The sequence below is a fragment of the Gibbsiella dentisursi genome (genome assembly GCF_039539505.1).
GTDB lineage: Bacteria > Pseudomonadota > Gammaproteobacteria > Enterobacterales > Enterobacteriaceae > Gibbsiella > Gibbsiella quercinecans.
Genome location: NZ_BAABDG010000007.1, coordinates 714,345 through 735,854, shown reverse-complemented (window position 1 = coordinate 735,854; position 21,510 = coordinate 714,345). Strand labels below are relative to the sequence as shown.

16 protein-coding genes are annotated in these 21,510 nt (G+C 60.0%); all 16 read left to right on the top strand.

What is annotated here, in order from left to right; translation table 11 throughout:
• The first annotated feature begins 43 nt into the window (after window positions 1-43).
• The 16 genes from hscB (at window position 44) to bamB (ending at window position 21,470) form a co-directional block, all read left to right on the top strand.
• Window positions 44-562: a co-chaperone HscB gene (hscB, locus tag ABFX35_RS17485; RefSeq protein WP_279026313.1), complete on the top strand. Its 519-nt coding sequence runs from the start codon at window positions 44-46 to the stop codon at window positions 560-562.
• A gap of 92 nt (window positions 563-654) precedes the next feature.
• A complete protein-coding gene (hscA, locus tag ABFX35_RS17480; protein ID WP_279026315.1) occupies window positions 655-2,505 on the top strand; it encodes a Fe-S protein assembly chaperone HscA in 1,851 nt (616 codons plus the stop codon).
• Between the two features lie 2 nt (window positions 2,506-2,507).
• Complete coding sequence (fdx, locus tag ABFX35_RS17475; protein ID WP_095847603.1) at window positions 2,508-2,843, top strand: ISC system 2Fe-2S type ferredoxin; 336 nt, start codon at window positions 2,508-2,510, stop codon at window positions 2,841-2,843.
• Window positions 2,844-2,887: 44 nt separating this feature from the next.
• The gene (gene iscX / locus ABFX35_RS17470) at window positions 2,888-3,088 is read left to right on the top strand and encodes a Fe-S cluster assembly protein IscX (protein ID WP_279026334.1); all 201 of its coding nucleotides are present in this window, start codon (window positions 2,888-2,890) and stop codon (window positions 3,086-3,088) included.
• A 129-nt stretch (window positions 3,089-3,217) separates the two neighbouring features.
• Complete coding sequence (gene pepB, locus ABFX35_RS17465; protein ID WP_279026319.1) at window positions 3,218-4,513, top strand: aminopeptidase PepB; 1,296 nt, start codon at window positions 3,218-3,220, stop codon at window positions 4,511-4,513.
• Window positions 4,514-4,590: 77 nt separating this feature from the next.
• On the top strand, window positions 4,591-5,421 hold the full coding sequence (sseB, locus tag ABFX35_RS17460; RefSeq protein WP_279026321.1) for an enhanced serine sensitivity protein SseB: 831 nt from the start codon (window positions 4,591-4,593) through the stop codon (window positions 5,419-5,421).
• A gap of 301 nt (window positions 5,422-5,722) precedes the next feature.
• Window positions 5,723-10,708, top strand: coding sequence for an alpha-2-macroglobulin family protein (locus ABFX35_RS17455; RefSeq protein ID WP_346082312.1), 4,986 nt, complete (start codon window positions 5,723-5,725; stop codon window positions 10,706-10,708).
• Window positions 10,709-10,758: 50 nt separating this feature from the next.
• Entirely contained in the window at window positions 10,759-13,083 is a 2,325-nt protein-coding gene (gene pbpC, locus ABFX35_RS17450; RefSeq protein ID WP_346082311.1) for a peptidoglycan glycosyltransferase PbpC, read from the top strand.
• A 266-nt stretch (window positions 13,084-13,349) separates the two neighbouring features.
• Window positions 13,350-13,775 carry a nucleoside-diphosphate kinase gene (ndk, locus tag ABFX35_RS17445; RefSeq protein ID WP_095847608.1) on the top strand — a complete coding sequence of 142 codons (426 nt, stop codon included), beginning with the start codon at window positions 13,350-13,352 and terminating at the stop codon, window positions 13,773-13,775.
• Window positions 13,776-14,045: 270 nt separating this feature from the next.
• On the top strand, window positions 14,046-15,242 hold the full coding sequence (gene rlmN, locus ABFX35_RS17440; RefSeq protein WP_346082310.1) for a dual-specificity RNA methyltransferase RlmN: 1,197 nt from the start codon (window positions 14,046-14,048) through the stop codon (window positions 15,240-15,242).
• A gap of 86 nt (window positions 15,243-15,328) precedes the next feature.
• Window positions 15,329-16,078, top strand: coding sequence for a type IV pilus biogenesis/stability protein PilW (gene pilW, locus ABFX35_RS17435; protein ID WP_279026328.1), 750 nt, complete (start codon window positions 15,329-15,331; stop codon window positions 16,076-16,078).
• Window positions 16,068-17,021 carry a cytoskeleton protein RodZ gene (gene rodZ, locus ABFX35_RS17430; protein ID WP_279026330.1) on the top strand — a complete coding sequence of 318 codons (954 nt, stop codon included), beginning with the start codon at window positions 16,068-16,070 and terminating at the stop codon, window positions 17,019-17,021. The genes pilW and rodZ overlap by 11 nt, the downstream gene beginning before the upstream one ends.
• A 46-nt stretch (window positions 17,022-17,067) precedes the next feature.
• Window positions 17,068-18,192, top strand: a complete 1,125-nt coding sequence (gene ispG, locus ABFX35_RS17425) for a flavodoxin-dependent (E)-4-hydroxy-3-methylbut-2-enyl-diphosphate synthase (protein ID WP_279026332.1) — start codon at window positions 17,068-17,070, stop codon at window positions 18,190-18,192.
• A 176-nt stretch (window positions 18,193-18,368) separates the two neighbouring features.
• Window positions 18,369-19,643, top strand: a complete 1,275-nt coding sequence (hisS, locus tag ABFX35_RS17420; RefSeq protein ID WP_279026333.1) for a histidine--tRNA ligase — start codon at window positions 18,369-18,371, stop codon at window positions 19,641-19,643.
• A 13-nt stretch (window positions 19,644-19,656) separates the two neighbouring features.
• The gene (locus tag ABFX35_RS17415; RefSeq protein WP_346082309.1) at window positions 19,657-20,277 is read left to right on the top strand and encodes a YfgM family protein; all 621 of its coding nucleotides are present in this window, start codon (window positions 19,657-19,659) and stop codon (window positions 20,275-20,277) included.
• An 11-nt stretch (window positions 20,278-20,288) separates the two neighbouring features.
• Window positions 20,289-21,470 carry an outer membrane protein assembly factor BamB gene (gene bamB / locus ABFX35_RS17410; RefSeq protein WP_121553545.1) on the top strand — a complete coding sequence of 394 codons (1,182 nt, stop codon included), beginning with the start codon at window positions 20,289-20,291 and terminating at the stop codon, window positions 21,468-21,470.
• The last annotated feature ends 40 nt before the right edge of the window (window positions 21,471-21,510 follow it).

Here is a 21,510-nt window from a genome sequence, read left to right as displayed (position 1 = left end):
GCCCCCGGCGCAGGCGGGGGGCCTCAAACCACCAGAGCACGCTATGGATTACTTTACTTTATTCGGGCTGCCGGTTCGCTATGCGCTGGACGGTAGCCTGCTTGCATCCCGTTTTCAGGATATGCAGCGCCAATTTCACCCTGACCGCAACGCCCTTCAGCCGGAGCGCGAACGCCTGATGGCGCTCACGCAGGCGGCGACCATCAATGAAGCCTATCAAACCCTGCGCCACCCGTTAAAACGCGCAGAGTATATGTTATCGTTGCACGGTTTTGATCTGAGCAATGAGCAACATACCCTGCGTGATACCGCGTTTCTGATGGAGCAGTTGGAACTGCGTGAAGCGCTGGACGCCATTGAACAGCAAGCGGATGAAAATGCGCTTGCCCGTTTTGCCGTGCAGTTGGCCGCGATGATCAAACAGCGCAGCGCAACGATGGTGGAACAGTTGGACGGCCAGCAGTGGCCCGTGGCCGCCGATACCGTCCGTAAACTGCGTTTTCTGGATAAGCTTCAGCAACAGGTTGAACAACTCGAAGAAAAATTGCTGGGTTTTGAATAACATACTCTAGACAATCCGCAGCCTGAGCGCGGCCGATGCACAGGCGACTTAACGGATGACGCGTATTACATTTTGCTTGTGGAAGCCTCAATATGGCCTTATTACAAATTAGTGAGCCCGGCCTGAGTTCAGCACCGCACCAGCGCCGTTTAGCTGCCGGTATAGACTTGGGCACCACCAATTCGCTGGTTGCCACCGTGCGCAGCGGGCAGGCTGAAACCCTGGCCGATGCCCAGGGGCAACACCTTTTGCCTTCCGTCGTGCACTACCAGGCCGGCGGCCACAACGTCGGCTGGGCGGCGCGCGCGCAAGCGGCGCAGGATCCGGCCAACACCATCAGTTCGATCAAACGCATGATGGGCCGTTCATTGGCCGATGTCTCCGCCCGTTATCCCAATCTGCCGTACTCATTTCAGGCCAGCGACAACGGTTTGCCGCTGATCGCCACCGCCGGCGGGCTGGTCAACCCGGTCAGCGTGTCGGCCGACATTCTCAAAGTACTTGGCGCCCGTGCGCAGGCGGCGTTGGCAGGAGAGCTTGACGGCGTCGTGATCACGGTGCCCGCCTATTTCGACGATGCGCAGCGCCAGGGCACCAAAGACGCCGCGCGCCTGGCCGGCCTGCAGGTGCTGCGTTTACTGAACGAACCGACCGCGGCGGCGATCGCCTACGGCCTGGATTCCGGCCATGAAGGGGTGATCGCCGTTTACGATCTGGGCGGCGGCACCTTTGATATTTCTATTCTGCGGCTAAGCCGCGGCGTATTTGAAGTGCTGGCGACCGGCGGCGACTCCGCGCTGGGCGGCGATGACTTCGATCACCTGCTGGCCGATTGGTTGCGCGAGCAAGCCGGCATCGCCGATCGCAGCGATCACGGCATACAGCGCCAGTTTCTGGATGCGGCCATCCAGGCAAAAATCGCCCTGAGCGAAGCCGATGTTGCCACGGTCACCGTCGCCGGCTGGCAGGGCAGCGTGACCCGCCAGCAGTTTGAGGCGCTGATCGCAACGCTGGTGAAACGCACGCTGGTGGCTTGCCGCCGCGCGCTAAAAGACGCCGGCGTCGCCACTGACGACGTACTGCAAGTGGTGATGGTCGGCGGCTCCACCCGCGTGCCGCTGGTGCGCGAGCGGGTGGGCGAATTCTTTGGCCGCACGCCGCTGACATCGATCGATCCCGATAAAGTGGTCGCCATCGGCGCGGCGATCCAGGCCGATATTTTAGTGGGCAACAAACCTGACAGCGATATGCTGCTGCTGGATGTGATCCCACTGTCGCTCGGGCTGGAAACCATGGGCGGGCTGGTGGAGAAAGTGATCCCGCGCAATACCACCATCCCGGTGGCGCGCGCGCAGGAGTTCACCACCTTCAAAGATGGCCAGAGCGCCATGATGATCCATGTCCTGCAGGGCGAACGCGAGCTGGTGCAGGATTGCCGTTCGCTGGCGCGTTTTACCCTGCGCGGCTTGCCGCCGCTGCCGGCAGGGGGCGCACATATTCGCGTGACCTTCCAGGTGGACGCCGACGGCCTGCTGAGCGTCAGCGCGATGGAAAAATCCACCGGCGTGGCCGCGGCTATTCAGGTGAAGCCGTCCTACGGCCTTTCCGACACGGAAATTGCCGGCATGATCGCGGATTCCATGGCCAATGCGCACAGCGACATCGGCGCACGCCGGCTGGCGGAACAGCGGGTTGAGGCCGCCCGGGTGCTGGAAAGCCTGCACGGCGCATTGGCGAGCGACGCCGCGCTGCTGAGCGAAACCGAAAGCCAGGCGATCGCTACGGCGCAGCAAAGCCTGCAGCAAGCGGTGCAGGGCAGCGATCCTGCTGCGATCGAAGCCGCAATAAAAACACTTGATGCAACAACGCAACATTTTGCCGCGCGCCGTATGGATGCTTCCATTCGCCGGGCGTTGGCCGGTCATTCTGTGGATGAGGTTTAACCATGGCTAAAATTGTTTTCCTGCCCCATCAGGATCTGTGCCCGGAGGGCGCCGTGCTGGAGGCGATGGAAGGGGAGTCTATCCTGAACGTCGCGCTGCGCAATGGGATCGAAATTGAGCACGCCTGCGAGAAATCCTGCGCCTGCACCACCTGCCACTGCATCGTGCGTGAAGGTTTTGATTCGCTGGAAGAAAGCAGCGAACTGGAAGACGACATGTTGGATAAAGCCTGGGGGTTGGAGCCGGAAAGCCGCCTGAGCTGCCAGGCGCGTGTTACCGATGAAGATCTGGTGGTGGAAATTCCACGCTATACCATTAACCATGCGCGCGAGCATTAAAACACGCCGCCCGACGGCGCGTTTTGCTTAATCAGGAGATCATGATGGGATTAAAATGGACCGACAGCCGCGAAATTGGCGAAGCGCTGTTCGATAACTACCCGGATACCGATCCGAAAACCGTCCGTTTTACCGATATGCACCAGTGGATTTGCGATCTGGACGAGTTTGATGACGATCCGCAGGCTTCCAATGAGAAAATACTGGAAGCCATTCTGCTGGTCTGGTTAGATGAAGCGGAGTGAATAGCGCGGGCTGCCTGGGGCGGCCCGTTTATTTTGTATCCGACACGATAACAAAACTCCCCCATTGTTCCCCTGGCCGCAACGGCAAAGCGGGGAAGATGCAAGGGACAGCAAAACCGGAGTAAGGCTATGACAACCGATATTATGCAGGTCACGCTCTCTCATACCCCCGCCGATGCGCGTTGGGGCGAAAAAGCGCTGTTGAGCACCAATAGCGAAGGCATGGTTATCCATCTGACCGGCGCCGACGAACTGGCCGCCATCCAACGCGCGGGCCATAAAGTTGACGGCCAGGGCGTAAAAAAAGTGAAGCTGGCCGGCGAGGGCTGGGGGCTGGAGCAAAGCTGGGCGTTTTGGCAAGGTTTCCGCGGGCCGAAGGGCCAGCGCAGCATTGAATGGGCCGAACTGCCGCAGAATGCGCGCCAGGAACTGGATCGGCGCCTGAAGATCGTCGACTGGGTGCGCGACACCATCAACCTGCCGGCAGAGCAATTGGGGCCAGAGCAACTGGCAACCCGTGCGGTGGATTTGTTGTGTGACGTTGGCGGCGAAGCCGTCTCCTACCGGATCACTAAAGGTGAAGATCTGCGTTCGCAGGAGTATGCCGGCCTGCATACGGTAGGCCGCGGTTCCGATCGCGCGCCGGTGCTGCTGGCGCTGGATTTCAACCCGACCGGTGATGCGCAGGCCCCGGTCTTTGCTTGCCTGGTGGGTAAGGGCATCACCTTTGACAGCGGCGGTTACAGCCTGAAGCCCAGCGGTTTTATGGATTCGATGAAATCGGACATGGGCGGCGCCGCCACCGTCACCGGTGCGCTGGCGCTGGCCGTTTCGCGCGGGCTGAACAAGCGCGTGAAGCTCTATCTGTGCTGCGCCGATAATATGGTAAGCGGCAATGCGTTCAAACTGGGCGATATCATCCGTTACCGCAACGGTAAAACCGTTGAGGTGATGAACACCGATGCCGAAGGGCGCCTGGTATTGGCCGACGGCCTGATTGACGCTTCTGAGCAAAACCCGGGGCTGATTATCGACTGCGCCACCCTGACCGGTGCGGCGAAAACGGCGCTCGGCAACGACTATCACGCCTTGTTCAGCTTCGACGATGCATTGGCGCAGGAACTGCTGGCCAGTGCCCAGGCGGAGAATGAACCGTTCTGGCGCTTGCCGCTGGCCGAGTTCCACCGTAGCCAGTTGCCGTCTAACTTTGCCGAGCTGAACAACGTGGCGGCGCCGGCCTACAGCGCCGGGGCCAGCACGGCGGCGGCTTTCCTGTCGCACTTCGTGAAAAATTACCGCCAGGGCTGGCTGCACATTGACTGTTCGGCCACCTACCGCAAAGGGGCGGTGGAACAATGGTCGGCCGGCGCCACTGGCCTGGGTGTGCGCACCCTGGCCAACCTGCTGCTAAATAAAGCCAACTAAACGGCGGCCTGGCCATCACGTTGACAAGGGCTCGGCGCAGGCCGGGCCCTTTGGCTGTGTTGATATTGGAGTAAGCAATGAGCGCCACCCATAAAGATAGCGCGCCCGGTGAAAACGAACTGGAGCGTTTGTTGAAACTGGCGGCCACGGAATCGGCCTATCGGCCGGCCTTTTTCCAGACGCTGCTGGACGCTACGGTCTACATTCTTGGCGACCGTGAACAGCTGCCGCAGGCGGGCGAGATCGCGCTGAATGCCGACACGCCGGTGAATATCCAGCATTGGGAAAAGCAGGGCGGCGGCAGCGTGATCCCGTTTTTCTCTTCGCTGGAAGCCTTGCGCCGGGCGGTCGAAACCGAACAGCCGTTTATCGCCATGCCGGCGCGCGTGCTGTTTGAGCTGACCGAAGGGGCGGAGCTGTTTCTCAACCCGAAAGCGGAATACGGCAAAGAGTTCTACCCGGAAGAAGTGGCGATGCTGCTGGCCACCGGCGGCGTAGCCAAACCGGTCGAGCACTATGTGGATCAGGATACCCAGATCCTGCTGGGCCAGCCGGAGGTTTACCCGTCGGCGCTGGTCGATGCGTTGACCACGCTGTTCAGCCAGCGCAAACCGGTGCGCCGTGCGTTTTTGGCGCTGATGCACGATCGTGCGGTGGATGAGCGGCCTAACCTGCTGGTGGGGCTGGAGATTGACGGCGATACAACGGATGTTGAGGCGTTAATCAACGAAGCGGGCAGCGTTGCCAGCGAAACCATGCCTGACGATGAACCGGTGGATTTTTGCCTGGTGTCGGAGAAAGAGCGTGGCGTCAGCCACTATCTGATCGGCCATACCCAGCCTTTTTATCAGCGCCGCTGGGGCAGTTGGTTGCGCAATATCATCCCTTCCACCGATAAAACCCAGTAATTTATTGCCGCCAGGATGCCGCCGCAGGCGGCGTCTTATCTGGCCTGCGCCGTTGAACCCTGGTGATTTAATGCGGCGCATTGCGCAAAGTCGGCGCAAAATATTTCGCCGCCCGGTGGCCTGCACGTTATTATTCCCTGCATATCTACCCAAAATAATTCGCGTTGCAGGCCGCGCGCCGCAGAGGCGCGGCCCAGATATGGGCTGCGTAACTCCGGCAACGCACCGGCAACGTGAAGTGTGAAGGGTATTCCGCATTTTCGCCGTCAGGACAGCGCTTATCGTGCCAGGGAGTTAAACGATGAAATTATGCCGTCGCCGGGCATTTGCACCAGGCAAATCGCTTTTGCAGGGCATCTTATTGGCGGGTGGGTTATGGCTGCTCGCCGCCTGTGATAATAATCCGCCTGCTACACCCGCCGCTACGGGGCAACCCACGGCCACCGCACCGGCGAAAACACCGGGTGCTGATGCACTGGCAGCGCTGGCCCGGCGCGACGCCGGCAAACCGCTCAAACTGCTGGACGCGGCCGAACTGCAGCTGGATGGCGCCAGCGCCATGGTGCTGACCTTCTCCATCCCGCTGGATCCAAACCAGGATTTTATGGCGCGCGTGCACCTGGTGGACAGCGCCAGTGGCAAAATTGACGGCGTTTGGGAGCTTGCCGATAACTTAACGGAGCTGCGCATGCGCCATCTGCCGCCGAACCGCAAACTGGTGCTGACCGTCGAGGGAGGCTTGAAAGCGCTCAACGGCGCCGAACTGGGCGGCCAGCAGCAGCAAACCCTGACGACCCGCGATATCACACCCAGCGTCGGCTTTGCCAGCAAAGGTTCTTTGTTGCCAACCAAGCTGGCTGCCGGGCTACCGGTCATGGCGCTTAACGTCGACAGCGTCGACGTGAATTTCTTCCGCATCAAAGCGGCTTCACTGCCGGCGTTTTTGGCTAATTGGGAATACCGCAGCGCGCTTTCCAGTTGGGAATCCGAAGATCTGCTGAAAATGGCGGATCTGGTCTATAGCGGGCGCTTTGATCTCAACCCCGCGCGCAATACCCGCGAGCGGCTGCTGTTGCCGCTGGCCGGCATCGAAAAACTGCAGCAGCCGGGGGTTTATCTGGCGGTGATGCAGCAGGCTGGGCACTACGGTTACAGTAATCCGGCTACCCTGTTTACCCTGAGCGACATTGGCGTTTCTCTACACAGCTACCACGATCGTCTTGATGTCTTCACTCAACGGTTGGAAAGCGGCGGGGCTCTGGAAGGGGTTGAACTGAGCGTGCTGGATGAAAAAGGCCGGGAGCTGGCGCAGGCGAGCACGGATCGCCAGGGCCATGCCCAACTGGAAAAAAGCGCCAAGGCGCGGCTGCTGCTGGCGACCCAGCAGGGGCAAACCAGCATGATCGATCTGTCTGCGCCGGCGCTCGATCTGGCCGAGTTCGATATTGCGGGCCCGGCGGGCTACAGCAAACAGTTCTTTGCCTTTGGGCCGCGTGATATTTATCGGCCGGGTGAGACGCTGGTGGTCAACGGCCTGTTGCGTGATGCCAATGGCAAACCGCTGCCGGCCCAGCCGGTTAAGGTCGAGATCGTCAAGCCTGACGATCAGGTGGCGCGCAGCTTTGTCTGGCAGCCGCAAAACGGCCTGTATCAATACCAATATCCCATCGATCAAAACGCGCCGACCGGCACCTGGTCGCTGCGTTTCAATGTCGGCGACAATCAGCCGCGCCTGTATCAGTTCCGGGTGGAAGACTTTTTGCCGGAGCGTATGGCGCTGGCTATCAGTGCGCAGCCGCAGCCGCTGCGCCCGGATGAACCGTTGGCGTTTAGCGTCAGCGGCCATTACCTCTATGGCGCGCCCGCCGCCGGCAATGCGTTGCAGGGGCAGCTTTTTCTGCGGCCGCTGCGCGAAGCCGTCAGCAGCCTGCCGGGTTATGAGTTTGGCTCCGTCACGGAAGAAAACCTGGTGCGCAATATGGACGAGTTTGATCAGGCGCTGGATGCCGCCGGTAAGGCGCAGATAGCGTTAGACAGCACCTGGGGCGGGGTAAAATCCCCGCTGAAGGCGGTTATTCAGGCCAGCCTGCTGGAATCCGGCGGCCGCCCGGTAACGCGCCGGGCCGAGCAGGCCATCTGGCCCGCGGCGGCGCTGCCGGGCATCCGCCCGCTGTTCAGCAAACAGCCGGTGTATGACTACCGCACCGACAGCCAGCAAATGCAGGCGATGGTGGATGAAAATAGCCAGGCGGGCTTTGATATCGTGTATGCCAACGCCGCCGGTGAAAAGCTGGCGGCACATGGGCTGAAGGCGCGCCTGGTCCGTGAGCGGCGCGACTACTACTGGCAGTGGTCGGAAAGCGAAGGCTGGCAATCGCTGTACGATAAAAAGGATCTGCCGCTGGCGGAGCAAACCGTGGATATCGCCGCCAACGGCAGCGCCAGGGTCAGCTTCCCGGTTGAGTGGGGGGCATATCGCCTGGAAGTGATTGATCCGCAAAGCCACCTGTTGAGCAGCGTGCGTTTCTGGGCCGGCTACCGTTGGCAAGACAACACCGGCGGCAGCGGCGTGGTGCGCCCGGACCAGGTTAAGTTGAAGCTGGATAAACCGGCCTACGCGCCGGGTGAAAAAGCTCGCGTACGTATAGAAGCGCCGGCGGCCGGCAAAGGTTATCTGCTGGTTGAATCCAGCGATGGCCCATTGTGGTGGCAGGAACTGGACGTGCCGGAAAACGGTGCAGAGGTTGAGGTGCCGGTCAATCAGGCGTGGGCCCGTCACGATCTTTACCTGAGCGCCCTGGTGATCCGCCCCGGCGATAAGCAACAGCAGGCGCTGCCGAAACGGTCGGTCGGGCTGCTGCACTTGCCGCTGGCGGGCGCCGATCGCAAGTTGGCGCTGGCGCTGGATGCGCCGGCACAAATACGGCCGAATAAAACGTTAACGGTAAAGGTTAAAGCGGCGCGTGGTAGCGGCGAGTTGCCAAAACAGATCAACGTGCTGCTTTCCGCCGTTGACAGCGGCATCCTGAATATCACCGGCTACGCAACGCCGGATCCGTATCAAGCGTTCTTTGGCCGCAAACGTTACGGCGCCGATCAATACGACGTTTACGGGCAGTTGATCGAAGGCAAAGGGCGGTTGGCCAGCCTGCGCTATGGCGGAGATGGCGACGATGAAGATCCGCTGGCGCGCGGCGGCAAAAAACCGATCAGCGCAGTGACGATCGTGGCGCAACAGGCGCAGCCCGTGGCGCTGGATGCCAACGGTGAAGGCCAAATCACGCTTGCGATTCCAGATTTTAACGGTGAACTGCGCCTGATGGCACAGGCATGGAGTGATGAAGACTTCGGTAGCGCAGAAGGGAAAGTGATTGTGGCTGCGCCGCTGGTGGCAGAGCTGGCAACGCCGCGCTTTCTGGCCGGCGGCGACAGCACGCAGTTGGCGTTGGATCTCAGCAACCTGACCGGCCGGCCGCAGGCCCTGCAAGTGAAGCTGGCGGCCAGCGGTTTGCTTAGCCTGCAGGGCACCGGCGAACAGCAGGTTCAACTGGCCGCGGGCGAACGTAAAACGTTGCGGGTGCCGGTACAGGCGCTGGCGGGCTTCGGCCAGGGGGATGTGGCGCTGACCGTCAGCGGGTTAAATCTGCCGGGAGAGGACGTTGCGGATTATCAGCACCGTTGGCCCATCGGCGTGCGCCCGGCCTATCCTGGCCAAACCCGCCACTTTTCGGCCGTGATGCGCCCCGGCGAGGGCTGGGCATTGCCACCGGAGGCCTATAGCGGGCTGGTGGCCTCCACGCTGGAAGGGCAGTGGGTATTGAGCAGCCGCCCGCCGATCAATCTGGCGCGTTACGTTCGGGAACTGTACGCCTATCCGTACGGTTGCCTGGAGCAGACGACCAGCGGTCTGTTCCCTTCGCTGTATACCAACCGTGCGCAGCTTACGGCGCTGGGCATTAAAACCGGCAGCGATGAATCGCGTCGCCAAAGTATTGATGCCGGTATTGAGCATTTGCTCAGTATGCAGCGCTATAACGGCGGCTTTGGTTTATGGAGCCGCGAAAGCCAGGAGGAATTCTGGCTGACCGCCTACGCCACCGATTTCCTGGTTCGGGCCGGCGAGCAGGGCTACAGCGTGCCGGCGGATGCGCTGGCCAAGGCTAATGAACGTTTGCAGCGCTACCTGCAGGATCGCAACCAGATTGATGTGGCATACAGTTCATTCCCGGATCATACCCGCCTGGCGGTGCAGGCTTATGCCGGCTTGGTGCTGGCGCGGCAGCAGAAAGCCCCGTTGGGGGCGCTGCGCCAACTGTATGAACGCCGTGCGGATGCACGCTCTGGCCTGCCGCTGGTGCAGTTGGGCGTTGCCCTGAAATTGATGGGCGATATGCCGCGCGCCAACCAGGCGCTCGAACAGGGGCTGGCGATCCAGCGTAATGCCCGGGATTATCTGCTGGCCGATTACGGCAGTTCGTTGCGTGATGATGCGCTGATATTGGCGCTACTGGCTGAAAACGATCTGCTGCCGCCAACGCGCGATCGGCTGCTGCTGTCGTTGAGCGAACGCCTTGTCGGCCAGGAATACCTATCCACACAGGAAAGCAACGCGCTGTTCCTGGCAACCCGTAATCTGATCGGCAGCACGCAAACGCACTGGCAGGCCCAGACGGCCGAAGGCGACACGCTGGCGGGCGATCGGCCATGGGGGCAAACGCTGCCGGCAGATAAACTGGCGGCCGGCATCCACCTGACCAATACCGGCGACGGCACGCTGTATGGCTTGCTTGATGTGGTGGGGTATCCGCAGCAGGCGCCGCCGCCCTATAGCAATGTGTTGAACATAGAGCGCGAGTTCCTGGGGCTTGATGGCAAGCCGTTGGCGCTTGATGCATTGAAAAGCGGTCAACTGGTGGTGGTGCATTTGGACATCTCGGCCACCACTCACGTGCCGGATGCGCTGGTGGTTGATCTGTTGCCAGCCGGCCTGGAGCTGGAAAACCAAAACCTGGCCGACAGCAGCGCTAGCCTGGAAGAAAGCGCCAGCAACCTGGCGGAGCTGTTGCAGGATATGCAGCAGGCGGAAATTCGCCATCAGGAGTTCCGTGACGATCGCTACGTAGCGGCGGTGGATATTGACGGTTACCGGCATACAACGCTGGTTTATTTGGCCCGTGCGGTGACACCCGGCGTTTACCGGATCCCGGCGCCGCAGGTGGAATCAATGTACGTGCCCAACTGGCGCGCGGTGGGTGACACCCCGCAGCGGCTTGAGATTGGCCGCTAGGCTGGCCGCCCGCGGTGGTGATGCTGCGTGCAGCGGGGCGTGAGGGTGCTATGAGCCGCCTGATACGCCACCTGCGCCGCCGTTGGCTGCGGTGGCTGTTAGCCGTTTGCCTGCCACCGTTGTTGCTGTGGTGGGCGGATAGGCAGTGGCCGCTGCCGCTGGCGGAAGTGCAGATGGCGCGCGTCGTGACCGCAGAAGACGGCACCCCACTATGGCGCTATGCCGACAGCGACGGGGTATGGCGCTATCCAGTTACCCTGGCGGACGTTTCCCCCTATTATCTGCAAGCGTTGCTGACCTATGAAGATCGCTGGTTTTATCGCCACCCAGGGGTGAACCCGTTATCGCTGTTGCGGGCCGCCTGGCAGGATTTACTGGGCGGGCAGGTTATTTCTGGCGGCAGTACCCTGTCTATGCAGGTGGCGCGGCTCATCGATCCGCACCCCCGTACCCTTGGCGGCAAGCTGCGCCAGGTTTGGCGCACGGCGCAGTTGGAATGGCACCTCTCTAAGGCGCAGATTCTGGAGATCTACCTGAACCGTGCGCCTTTCGGCGGCACGCTGCAAGGCGTGGGGGCGGCCAGTTGGGCTTACCTGGGCAAACCGCCGTCTGCGCTGACGCCGGGAGAGGCGGCTCTGCTGGCGGTATTACCGCAGGCGCCAAGCCGCCTGCGGCCGGATCGTTACCCGCTGCGAGCGCAGGCAGCCCGTGACAAAGTGTTAGCGCGGCTGGCCTATTACCACGTTTGGCCGCAACGGCAGGTGGCGGAAATCCGCCAGGAAGCCGTGTGGCTGGCACCACGCCAGGTGCCGCAGTTGGCGCCGCTGCTGGCGCGCCGGATGCTGCAAAGCCAAAACCAGCAGGTGATAGCTACCACGTTGGATGCCACCTTGCAGCAGCGGCTGGAGGACTTGGCGCGCGTGTGGAAAAGCCAACTGCCGGAGAAAACCTCGGCCGGGGTGTTGGTGGTCGATCACACCAGCATGAAGGTGCGGGCCTATCTGGGATCGCTTGATTTCAACGATGACAGCCGCTTCGGCCATGTGGACATGGTGGCTGCCTGGCGATCGCCCGGTTCAACGCTAAAACCGTTGCTGTATGGCCTGGCGCTGGATGACGGGTTAATCCACGCAGAGTCCCTGTTGCAGGACGTGCCCCGGCGTTTCGGCGACTATCGGCCCGGCAATTTTGATACCGGGTTCCATGGCCCGGTCAGCGCCAGCGAAGCGCTGGCCCGTTCCCTTAATTTGCCAGCGGTGCAGCTACTGGAGGCCTACGGGCCGAAACGTTTCGCCGCTAACTTGCGCAATGCGGGCATTGAGCTGCGCCTGCCGCCGCATGCCGAGCCTAACCTGGCGGTGATCCTCGGCGGCGCAGGCGCGCGGCTGGATCAACTGGTGGCCGGCTTTAGCGCGCTGGCGCGCCAGGGGAAGGCCGCGCCGCTGCGCTTTACCCCAAACCAGGCGTTGCGCGATCGCCCGTTGTTGTCGCCGGGTGCGGCCTGGATCGTGCGCCGTATTTTGGCCGGGCAGGCCCGGCCGCTGCCGGATGACGCTTTATCCAACCGCGTGCCGCTGGCGTGGAAAACCGGCACCAGCTATGGCTACCGCGATGCCTGGGCGCTGGGCGTGAATGCCCGATATACCATTGGCATCTGGGTGGGGCGGCCGGATGGCACCCCGGTTGCCGGCCAGTTCGGCTTTGCCACGGCGGTGCCGATGCTGCATCAGGTCAATAATCTATTGTTGGCCTCATTGCGCCAGAGTGGGCAGGGGATCCCGTTGGATCCGCGGCCGGCGAGCGTGAGCCGCGCGGTGATCTGCTGGCCGGGTGGGCAGCCGTTGCCGGCCGGCGACAGCAACTGCCGCCAGCGCCGGCTAGGCTGGGTGCTGGATGGCACCATGCCGCCCACGTTGCCCGCGCCGGGGCAGGAAAGCGCACAGGGTAGCCAGCCGCTGGTTTGGCTGAATGCCAACGGCGAGCGGGTTGCGGCGGATTGCCCTGGCGCCATGCCGCGCCGGGTAGCGCTGTGGCCGTTGCCGCTTGAGCCCTGGCTGCCGCCGCAGGAGCGCCGGGCGCAGCGGTTGCCGCCGATAAGCAGCCAGTGCCCGCCGTTGCAGCAGCTGGCGGTGGCGCCGCTCCTGTTGCTTGGGGTGAACGACGGCGCGATTCTGCGCCGTTTGTCGGGCCAGCATGCGGTAGCGCTGCGGGTGTCGGCGCAGGGCGGCAGTGGGCAACGCTGGTGGTTCCTGAACGGCCAACTGGTGGGCGAAGGCGATAGCTTGCTGCAAACGCTGGTGCAGCCGGGCCGTTTTCAACTCAGCGTGTTGGATGAAGGTGGGCAGGTGGCGCTGAAAGCGTTTCGCCTGGAATAGCCGGCGGCGCACGTCCATTTATGGCGATTTGGGTATAGAATGGGATTCACGCGCTGATTATGAGGAATAACGCTAACATTTTTTTAATGGAATGTTGATTTTCCCGTAGGCAAGCGTTAATGACACACATATAATCTGCGCCACTTGGAAGGCTGGCCCAGTTATGCCCCAAATAAGTCAAGCTGCAGGAAGGGCAATACGCCTGCTCTGGCCGATAAGGGGGATATTTGCGCCCGACCTGTTTTGGAAGTTAGACAGAGGCCATTATGACCGTAGAACGTACCTTCTCCATCGTAAAACCGAACGCCGTAGCTAATAACGATATCGGCGCTATCTATGCACGTTTTGAGCGCGCGGGCTTTAAAATCATCGCCGCCAAAATGCTCAAACTGACCCGTGAGCAGGCTGAAGGCTTCTATGCCGAGCACAAAGGCCGCCCATTCTTCGATGGCCTGGTTGAATTCATGACCTCTGGCCCGATCATGGTGCAGGTGCTGGAAGCGGAAAACGCTATCCAGCGTAACCGCGACATCATGGGCGCGACTAACCCGGCAAACGCACTGGCCGGCACCCTGCGTGCTGACTACGCGGACAGCTTCACCGCCAATGCCGTACACGGTTCCGACTCCCCAGAGTCTGCGGCGCGTGAAATCGCTTACTTCTTTGACGAAAGCGAAATCTGCCCGCGTTGATAGCTTGTTCACCTATGCTCCAGGGCGCTGTTTATCGGATGAAACAATAAAAATGCCCCGATAGCCTTTCAGACATGGAAACGCGCTACTAAAATTTGTACAATGCCGCGCCCCGGATAAGACGTCTTGTCCGGGGCCTGCTTTTCTACTCCCGGTTGCTGCATTGCCTGGGCAAACCTGGGGCGTGCCGCGGTGTAAACGCAGGCTAAATTGCAAACTTATTCTCTTCTTTTCGCGCCATAACGTGTAATAACGAGGCCATAGATCATCATGTTAGAACCCATCGCATCTGAGCATATCGTGTCTGAAAATAATTCGCTGACAAATCAAACCGTTAAAATGGAAAAACCGGCTGCGGCCAAAATTAACCTGCTGGATTTAAACCGTCAGCAAATGCGCGAGTTTTTCGCTGAAATGGGCGAGAAACCCTTCCGCGCCGATCAGGTCATGAAATGGATCTATCATTACTGCTGCGATGATTTCGAGCAGATGACCGATATCAACAAAGTTTTGCGGCAAAGACTGCAGAGCATCGCCGAGATCCGCGCGCCTGAAGTGGCCGAAGAGCAACGCTCTGCCGACGGCACCATCAAATGGGCGATCAAAGTCGGCGACCAACAGGTTGAAACCGTCTATATCCCCGAAGCGGACCGTGCGACGCTGTGCGTCTCTTCCCAGGTAGGCTGTGCGCTGGAATGCCGTTTTTGCTCCACGGCGCAGCAGGGTTTTAACCGCAACCTGCGGGTTTCTGAGATTATCGGCCAGGTGTGGCGCGCGGCGAAAATCATCGGCGCCCAAAAGGTAACCGGCCAGCGCCCGATCACCAACGTGGTGATGATGGGAATGGGCGAGCCGCTGCTTAACCTGACGAACGTGGTGCCGGCGATGGAAATCATGCTTGATGATTTCGGCTTCGGCCTGTCCAAACGCCGCGTAACGCTGTCGACTTCCGGCGTAGTGCCGGCGTTGGACAAGCTCGGCGATATGATCGATGTCGCGCTGGCGATTTCGCTGCATGCGCCAAATGATACGATCCGCGATGAGATCGTGCCGATCAACCGCAAGTACAACATCGACACCTTCCTCTCCGCGGTGCGCCGCTATCTGGCGAAATCCAATGCCAACCAAGGGCGTGTGACGGTGGAGTATGTGATGCTGGATCACGTTAACGACAGCACCGACGACGCGCACCAATTGGCGGAGGTCTTGAAAGATACGCCGTGCAAGATCAACCTGATCCCATGGAACCCGTTCCCGGGCGCACCGTATGGCCGCAGCTCCAACAGCCGCGTGGACCGCTTCTCCAAGGTATTGATGGAATACGGCTTTACGACTATTGTTCGTAAAACCCGTGGTGACGATATCGATGCCGCCTGTGGGCAATTGGCCGGTGAAGTGATCGACCGCACCAAACGCACGCTGAAAAAGAAAATGGCCGGGGAACCTATCAACGTCCGGGCGGTCTGAACGCTATAGTGTGATTTTATGTTATCTAACAGTCTGTTATGTGAACAATGCGTCCATAGCTAAATCAGATAAGGAATGAGCACGGCATGAAGCTGAGACTGTGGGGTGTGGTGTTAGCGGCTGGCCTGCTGGCCGGTTGTTCAAGTTCAGGGCCAGAAAGCGCGAGCCAGCAAAACGGCTCGGCGGAAACGCGTTTGCAACTGGGCCTGGCCTATCTTAACCAGGGGGATCTGGCTGCGGCCAAGCCCAACCTTGAAAAGGCGCTAAACGCGGCCCCACAGGATTATCGTACCCAGTTGGGTATGGCGCTTTATTATCAGCGGGTGCAGGATAACGTCGCCGCCCAGCAGCGTTATCAGCAGGCGCGCAAACTTGCACCAAACAACGGCACCGTGCTGAATAATTACGGTGCGTTTCTTTGCAGTTTAGGGCAGTATGTAGCGGCACAGCAGCAGTTTAGCGCCGCTGCGCTGGCTACAGATTACGGCCAGGTGGCTGACAGCCAGGAAAATGCAGGTTATTGTTTCTTAAAGGCTGGGCAGTTTGATGAAGCGCGCACGTTACTAACCCGCGCGCTGAAGGCCGATCCTGACAAAGGCGCGCCGTTGCTGGCGGAAGCCGAAAAACAATTTGGAGAAGGGAAGCGCGCACAGTCGCAACTTTTATTGAATGTTTATCAGCATGTTCTGCCGGCCAGCGCCAGCAGCTTATGGTTACAGATTCGTTTCGCCGCGTTAGCCGGCCGCCAGGACAGCGTTCAACGCTATGGCAAGCAGCTTGCGCGAAGTTTTCCACAATCCAAACAGTACCAGCAGTTCTTAGCTAATGAATACTGAAGCTTCCCAAGATAAAGCCGTATCAATGACGACAGGCGAGCGCCTGCGTCAAGCCCGTGAGCAACTCGGGATGAGCCAACAGGTGGTTGCAGAACGCCTGTGCCTAAAAATGTCCACCGTTCGTGATATTGAAGAAGACAATATTTCCGCCGATCTTGCCTCAACCTTTGTGCGTGGCTACATCCGTTCCTATGCCAAGCTGGTGCACGTGCCGGAAGAAGAACTGTTGCCGATGTTGGCCAAGCAGGCGCCGCTGAAAGCAGCAAAAGTGGCGCCCATGCAGAGTTTTTCTTTGGGCAAGCGCCGCAAAAAACGCGATGGCTGGTTGATGAGCTTCACCTGGCTGATTGGGTTTGTCGTGGTGGGGTTGACCGGCGCCTGGTGGTGGCAAAACCACAAGGCGCAGCAGGACGAAATCGCCACGATGGCGGTGCAATCCTCGGCGCAGCTGTCACAGGGGGAAGGGCAGTCGGTTCCGTTGAACGATGACAATGCGGATACCAATACGCCGCCTGCCGACGACGGCAGCAGCAATGCGCAACCGTCTGCACCGGACAACGGCACCGCACAGGCACCGGCGGCACCGGCCCAACAGCCGGCGGTGGTTGCTCCCAGCCAGGCGACGATCCCAGCGCCAACTGCCCCCGCGGCCCCAGAACCGGCAGCACCCGTCGCCGAGAGCGGCGCAACTGCCGATCTGAACGCATTGGTGATGGATTTCAGCGCCGATTGCTGGCTGCAGGTGACGGACGCCAGCGGTAAAACGCTGTTCAGCGGCATTCAGAAAAGCGGTGGTAAACTGAGCCTGAACGGCACCGCACCCTATAAGCTGACCATTGGCGCCCCGGCGGCAGTACAAATTCAGTATCAAGGTAAGCCGGTGGATCTGAGCCGGTTTATTAAGTCAAACCGTGTTGCCCGCCTGACCGTAGCCGCGCAGTAAGTGCGCGGTTGCTTTTGCTTGTCAGAGCGGCAATGGAGAGTAAGTAATGCATAACCAAGCACCCATTAACCGCCGCAAATCAACACGTATTTACGTCGGCAAGGTGCCTATCGGCGATGGCGCTCCCATCGCCGTACAATCAATGACCAACACCCGCACCACCGACGTTGAAGCGACGGTAAACCAGATCAAGGCGCTTGAGCGTGTGGGGGTTGATATTGTCCGCGTTTCCGTTCCCACCATGGATGCCGCCGAGGCGTTCAAACTGATCAAACAGCAGGTCGACGTGCCGCTGGTTGCCGATATTCACTTTGATTACCGTATTGCTCTGCAGGTTGCCGAGTATGGGGTTGATTGCCTGCGCATCAACCCGGGCAACATCGGTAACGAATCCCGTATCCGTTCGGTGGTGGATTGCGCGCGCGACAAAAACATTCCTATCCGTATCGGCGTTAACGGCGGTTCGTTGGAAAAGGATCTGCAGGAAAAATACGGTGAGCCAACGCCGGAAGCCTTGCTGGAATCGGCAATGCGCCATGTGGATATCCTGGATCGGCTGAACTTCGATCAGTTCAAGGTCAGCGTTAAGGCTTCGGACGTGTTCCTGGCGGTGCAATCCTATCGCCTGCTGGCCGCGCGGATCGATCAACCGTTGCACCTCGGTATTACCGAAGCCGGCGGCGCACGAAGCGGCGCGGTCAAATCGGCGATTGGCCTGGGGCTGTTGTTGTCGGAAGGCATCGGTGACACACTGCGTATCTCGCTGGCGGCGAACCCGGTGGAAGAAGTGAAAGTAGGGTTTGATATCCTCAAGTCACTGCGTATCCGGGCGCGCGGCATCAACTTTATTGCCTGCCCAACCTGTTCGCGCCAGGAGTTTGACGTGATCGGCACGGTCAACGCGCTGGAGCAGCGCCTGGAAGACATCATCACGCCGATGGATATCTCCATCATCGGCTGCGTGGTCAACGGGCCGGGCGAAGCGCTGGTTTCCACCATGGGAGTGACTGGCGGCCATAAAAAAAGCGGCTTCTACGAAGACGGTGTGCGGCAGAAAGAGCGTTTTGATAACGAAGCGATGATCGACCAGTTGGAAGCGAAGATCCGCGCCAAGGCTGCGATGCTGGATGAGAAAAACCGCATTATCACCGTCAACCTGATGGAAAAATAAGCACGGATTACCGATCGGCGGGCGCTAGCGCCCGCTTGTTTGATAGGCCCGAGGGGCCAGGCAGGGTTCGCCAATCGCCATCACGCTTCGGTTCAGGCCGGGGCGATGATTGAACACCGGCCGGCAAAGTCCCTATAATCGGGTTCATTTTTATCTAAAACGGACAGAGAATTCACGTGGCAAAGAATATTCAAGCCATCCGCGGCATGAACGATTACCTGCCGGCAGACACGGCATTATGGCAGCGTATTGAAGGCACCCTGAAACAGGTGCTCGGCAGCTACGGTTACAGCGAAATACGGTTGCCGATTGTAGAGCAGACCCCTTTGTTTAAACGCGCCATCGGTGAAGTGACCGACGTCGTCGAAAAAGAGATGTACACCTTCGACGATCGCAACGGCGAAAGCCTGACGCTGCGCCCTGAAGGGACGGCGGGCTGCGTACGCGCCGGCATTGAACATGGTCTGCTGTACAATCAGGAACAGCGTCTGTGGTATATCGGCCCGATGTTCCGCTACGAGCGCCCGCAGAAAGGCCGCTACCGCCAGTTCCATCAGTTGGGTGCCGAAGTCTTCGGCCTGCAGGGCCCGGATATCGACGCCGAGCTGATCCTGCTCACTGCGCGCTGGTGGAAGGCGCTTGGCATTGCCGAGCACGTAAGCCTGGAACTGAACTCCATCGGTTCGCTGGAGGCGCGCGCCCGCTATCGTGATGCGCTGGTGGCCTTCCTGGAACAGCACGTTGAGGTGCTGGACGAAGACTGCAAACGCCGTATGTACAGCAACCCGCTGCGGGTGCTGGATTCCAAGAACCCGGATGTGCAGGCGCTGCTGAACGGTGCCCCGCGCCTGTCGGAGTACCTGGATGAAGAATCCCGTGAGCATTTTAACGGCCTGTGTGAACTTTTATCGCAAGCCGGTATCCCATATACCATTAATGAGCGCCTGGTGCGCGGCCTGGACTACTACAACCGCACGGTCTTCGAGTGGGTGACGTCCAGCCTGGGGGCTCAGGGCACGGTATGCGCCGGCGGCCGTTACGACGGCCTGGTGGAACAGCTGGGCGGGCGCGCAACCCCGGCGGTGGGTTTTGCCATGGGGCTGGAGCGCCTGGTGTTGCTGGTGCAGGCCGTTAATCCGGACTTCAAAGCGCCGGCTACCGTGGATGTGTATGTGATTTCTTCCGGCGCAGGCACGCAGAGTGCGGCGATGGCGCTGGCGGAAACCGTGCGTGATGCGGCTCCGCAGTTGAAAGTGATGACGAACTACGGCGGCGGTAATTTCAAGAAACAAATGAGCCGCGCAGACAAATGGGGCGCTCGTGCCGCCCTGATCTTGGGCGAGAACGAAGTGGCAGCCCAGCAGGTAGTGGTAAAAGACCTGCGCAGCGGTGAACAAGAAACGCTGGCGCAAAGCGAAGTCGCAGCGCGCCTGGCTTCGATGTTAGGTTGAGGAGAAGGACACCGTGGAAGTCTATACCACAGAAAACGAACAACTCGACACCGTGCGCCGCTTCTTTGCCGAAAACGGCAAGGCGCTGGCGGTGGGTGTGGTACTCGGTATTGGTGCCCTGGTCGGCTGGCGCTACTGGCAGAACCACCAAAGCACCAGCATGATGGAAGCGTCGCAGTCCTACCAGCAGGTGAGTGAATCACTGGCCGGCGGGAAGGCGGAAGGCGTTGCCGCGGCGGAGAAGTTCATCCAGGCTAACGGCAACAGCTATGGTGTGCTTGCCGCGCTGGAGCTGGCGAAGCACTTCGTGGGGCAAAATGATTTTGCCAAGGCGGAGCAGCAACTGCTGTTGGCGCTGGGGCAGGCGAAAGAGCCCAACCTGCAGGCAATGATTAGCCTGCGTCTGGCCAGTGTGCAACTGCAGGAAAAGAAATTGGATGACGCATTGAAAACGCTTGATGGCGTTAAAGGCGAAGGCTGGGTTGCGATGCAGCAAGATGTGCGCGGTGATATTTTGCTGGCGAAAAATGATGCCAAAGGGGCGCGTGAAGCCTATCAAAAGGGCATTAGCTCCAACGCCTCTCCGGCGCTGCAGGTTCTGCTGCGCATGAAATTGAATAATCTGGCCAGCTAAGGGGAATTCCCATGCAATTGCGTAAAACACTCTTGGTTGGGCTGATGTCCGTCGCCTTGCTGAGTGGCTGCTCGCTGTTCAACAGTGAAGAAGACGTGGTAACGATGTCGCCGTTGCCGAAGGTTGAGAACCAGTTCACGCCGAGCAAGGTATGGAGCACGTCGGTTGGTGACGGGATTGGCGAATACTATTCGCACCTGCGCCCGGCGTTCCAGGACAACACGATTTATGCTGCCGACCGTCACGGCATTGTGAAAGCGATCGATGCGGACAGCGGCAATGAAAAATGGAAAGTCGATCTTTCCGAAAAAACCGGCTTCTTCTCCAGCAACCGGCCTGCGCTGCTCTCTGGCGGCCTGACCGCCGCTGGCGCCCACGTTTACGTCGGCAGTGAGAAAGCGGTGGTATATGCCCTGAATACCGGCGACGGCACCGTTGCCTGGCAGACCAAAGTGGCCGGCGAAGCGATTTCCCGCCCGGTGGTCAGCGACGGCATGGTGCTGATCCACACCAGCAACGGCCAGTTGCAGGCGCTGAACGAAGCTGACGGCGCGGTGAAGTGGACGGTGAACCTGGATATGCCTTCACTCTCGCTGCGCGGTGAATCTGCGCCGGCAACGGCGTTCGGTGCGGCGATTGTCGGCGGCGATAACGGCCGCGTCAGCGCAGTGCTGATGCAGCAGGGCCAGCTGATTTGGCAGCAGCGCATTTCCCAGCCGAGCGGCGCGACCGAAATCGATCGCCTGAACGACGTAGACACCACTCCGGTGATTGTTGACGGCGTGGTCTATGCATTGGGTTACAATGGCAACCTGAGCGCGTTGGATCTGCGTTCCGGCCAGATCATGTGGAAACGTGAGCTGGGTTCGGTGAATGACTTCATCGTTGATGCCGGCCGTATTTACCTGGTCGATCAAAACGACCGCGTGGTGGCGTTGAGCACTGATGGCGGCGTGACCGTGTGGACGCAGAGCGAACTGCTGCACCGTAATTTAACCCCGCCGGTGATGTATAATAGCTACCTGGTGGTTGGCGATGCCGAAGGCTACCTGCACTGGATCAACACCACGGATGGCCGTTTTGTCGCCCAGCAGGAAGTGGACAGCTCCGGCTTCCTGTCGGCACCGGCCGTGGCCAGCGATAAGCTGATTATCCAGGCCAAAGGCGGTAAAGTTTACGCCTTCACCCGCTAACCGCGTACGCCCGCTGGTTGGTTTTGCAACGGCTCCTGAA

Coding starts and splice junctions, on each gene's coding strand:
- bamB (WP_121553545.1), top strand. CDS start 20,289: ATGCAATTGCGTAAAACACTCTTGGTTGGGCTGATGTCCGTCGCCTTG.
- rodZ (WP_279026330.1), top strand. CDS start 16,068: ATGAATACTGAAGCTTCCCAAGATAAAGCCGTATCAATGACGACAGGC.
- hscA (WP_279026315.1), top strand. CDS start 655: ATGGCCTTATTACAAATTAGTGAGCCCGGCCTGAGTTCAGCACCGCAC.
- ndk (WP_095847608.1), top strand. CDS start 13,350: ATGACCGTAGAACGTACCTTCTCCATCGTAAAACCGAACGCCGTAGCT.
- pepB (WP_279026319.1), top strand. CDS start 3,218: ATGACAACCGATATTATGCAGGTCACGCTCTCTCATACCCCCGCCGAT.
- sseB (WP_279026321.1), top strand. CDS start 4,591: ATGAGCGCCACCCATAAAGATAGCGCGCCCGGTGAAAACGAACTGGAG.
- rlmN (WP_346082310.1), top strand. CDS start 14,046: ATGTTAGAACCCATCGCATCTGAGCATATCGTGTCTGAAAATAATTCG.
- pilW (WP_279026328.1), top strand. CDS start 15,329: ATGAAGCTGAGACTGTGGGGTGTGGTGTTAGCGGCTGGCCTGCTGGCC.
- iscX (WP_279026334.1), top strand. CDS start 2,888: ATGGGATTAAAATGGACCGACAGCCGCGAAATTGGCGAAGCGCTGTTC.
- hscB (WP_279026313.1), top strand. CDS start 44: ATGGATTACTTTACTTTATTCGGGCTGCCGGTTCGCTATGCGCTGGAC.
- fdx (WP_095847603.1), top strand. CDS start 2,508: ATGGCTAAAATTGTTTTCCTGCCCCATCAGGATCTGTGCCCGGAGGGC.
- pbpC (WP_346082311.1), top strand. CDS start 10,759: ATGAGCCGCCTGATACGCCACCTGCGCCGCCGTTGGCTGCGGTGGCTG.
- ABFX35_RS17455 (WP_346082312.1), top strand. CDS start 5,723: ATGAAATTATGCCGTCGCCGGGCATTTGCACCAGGCAAATCGCTTTTG.
- ispG (WP_279026332.1), top strand. CDS start 17,068: ATGCATAACCAAGCACCCATTAACCGCCGCAAATCAACACGTATTTAC.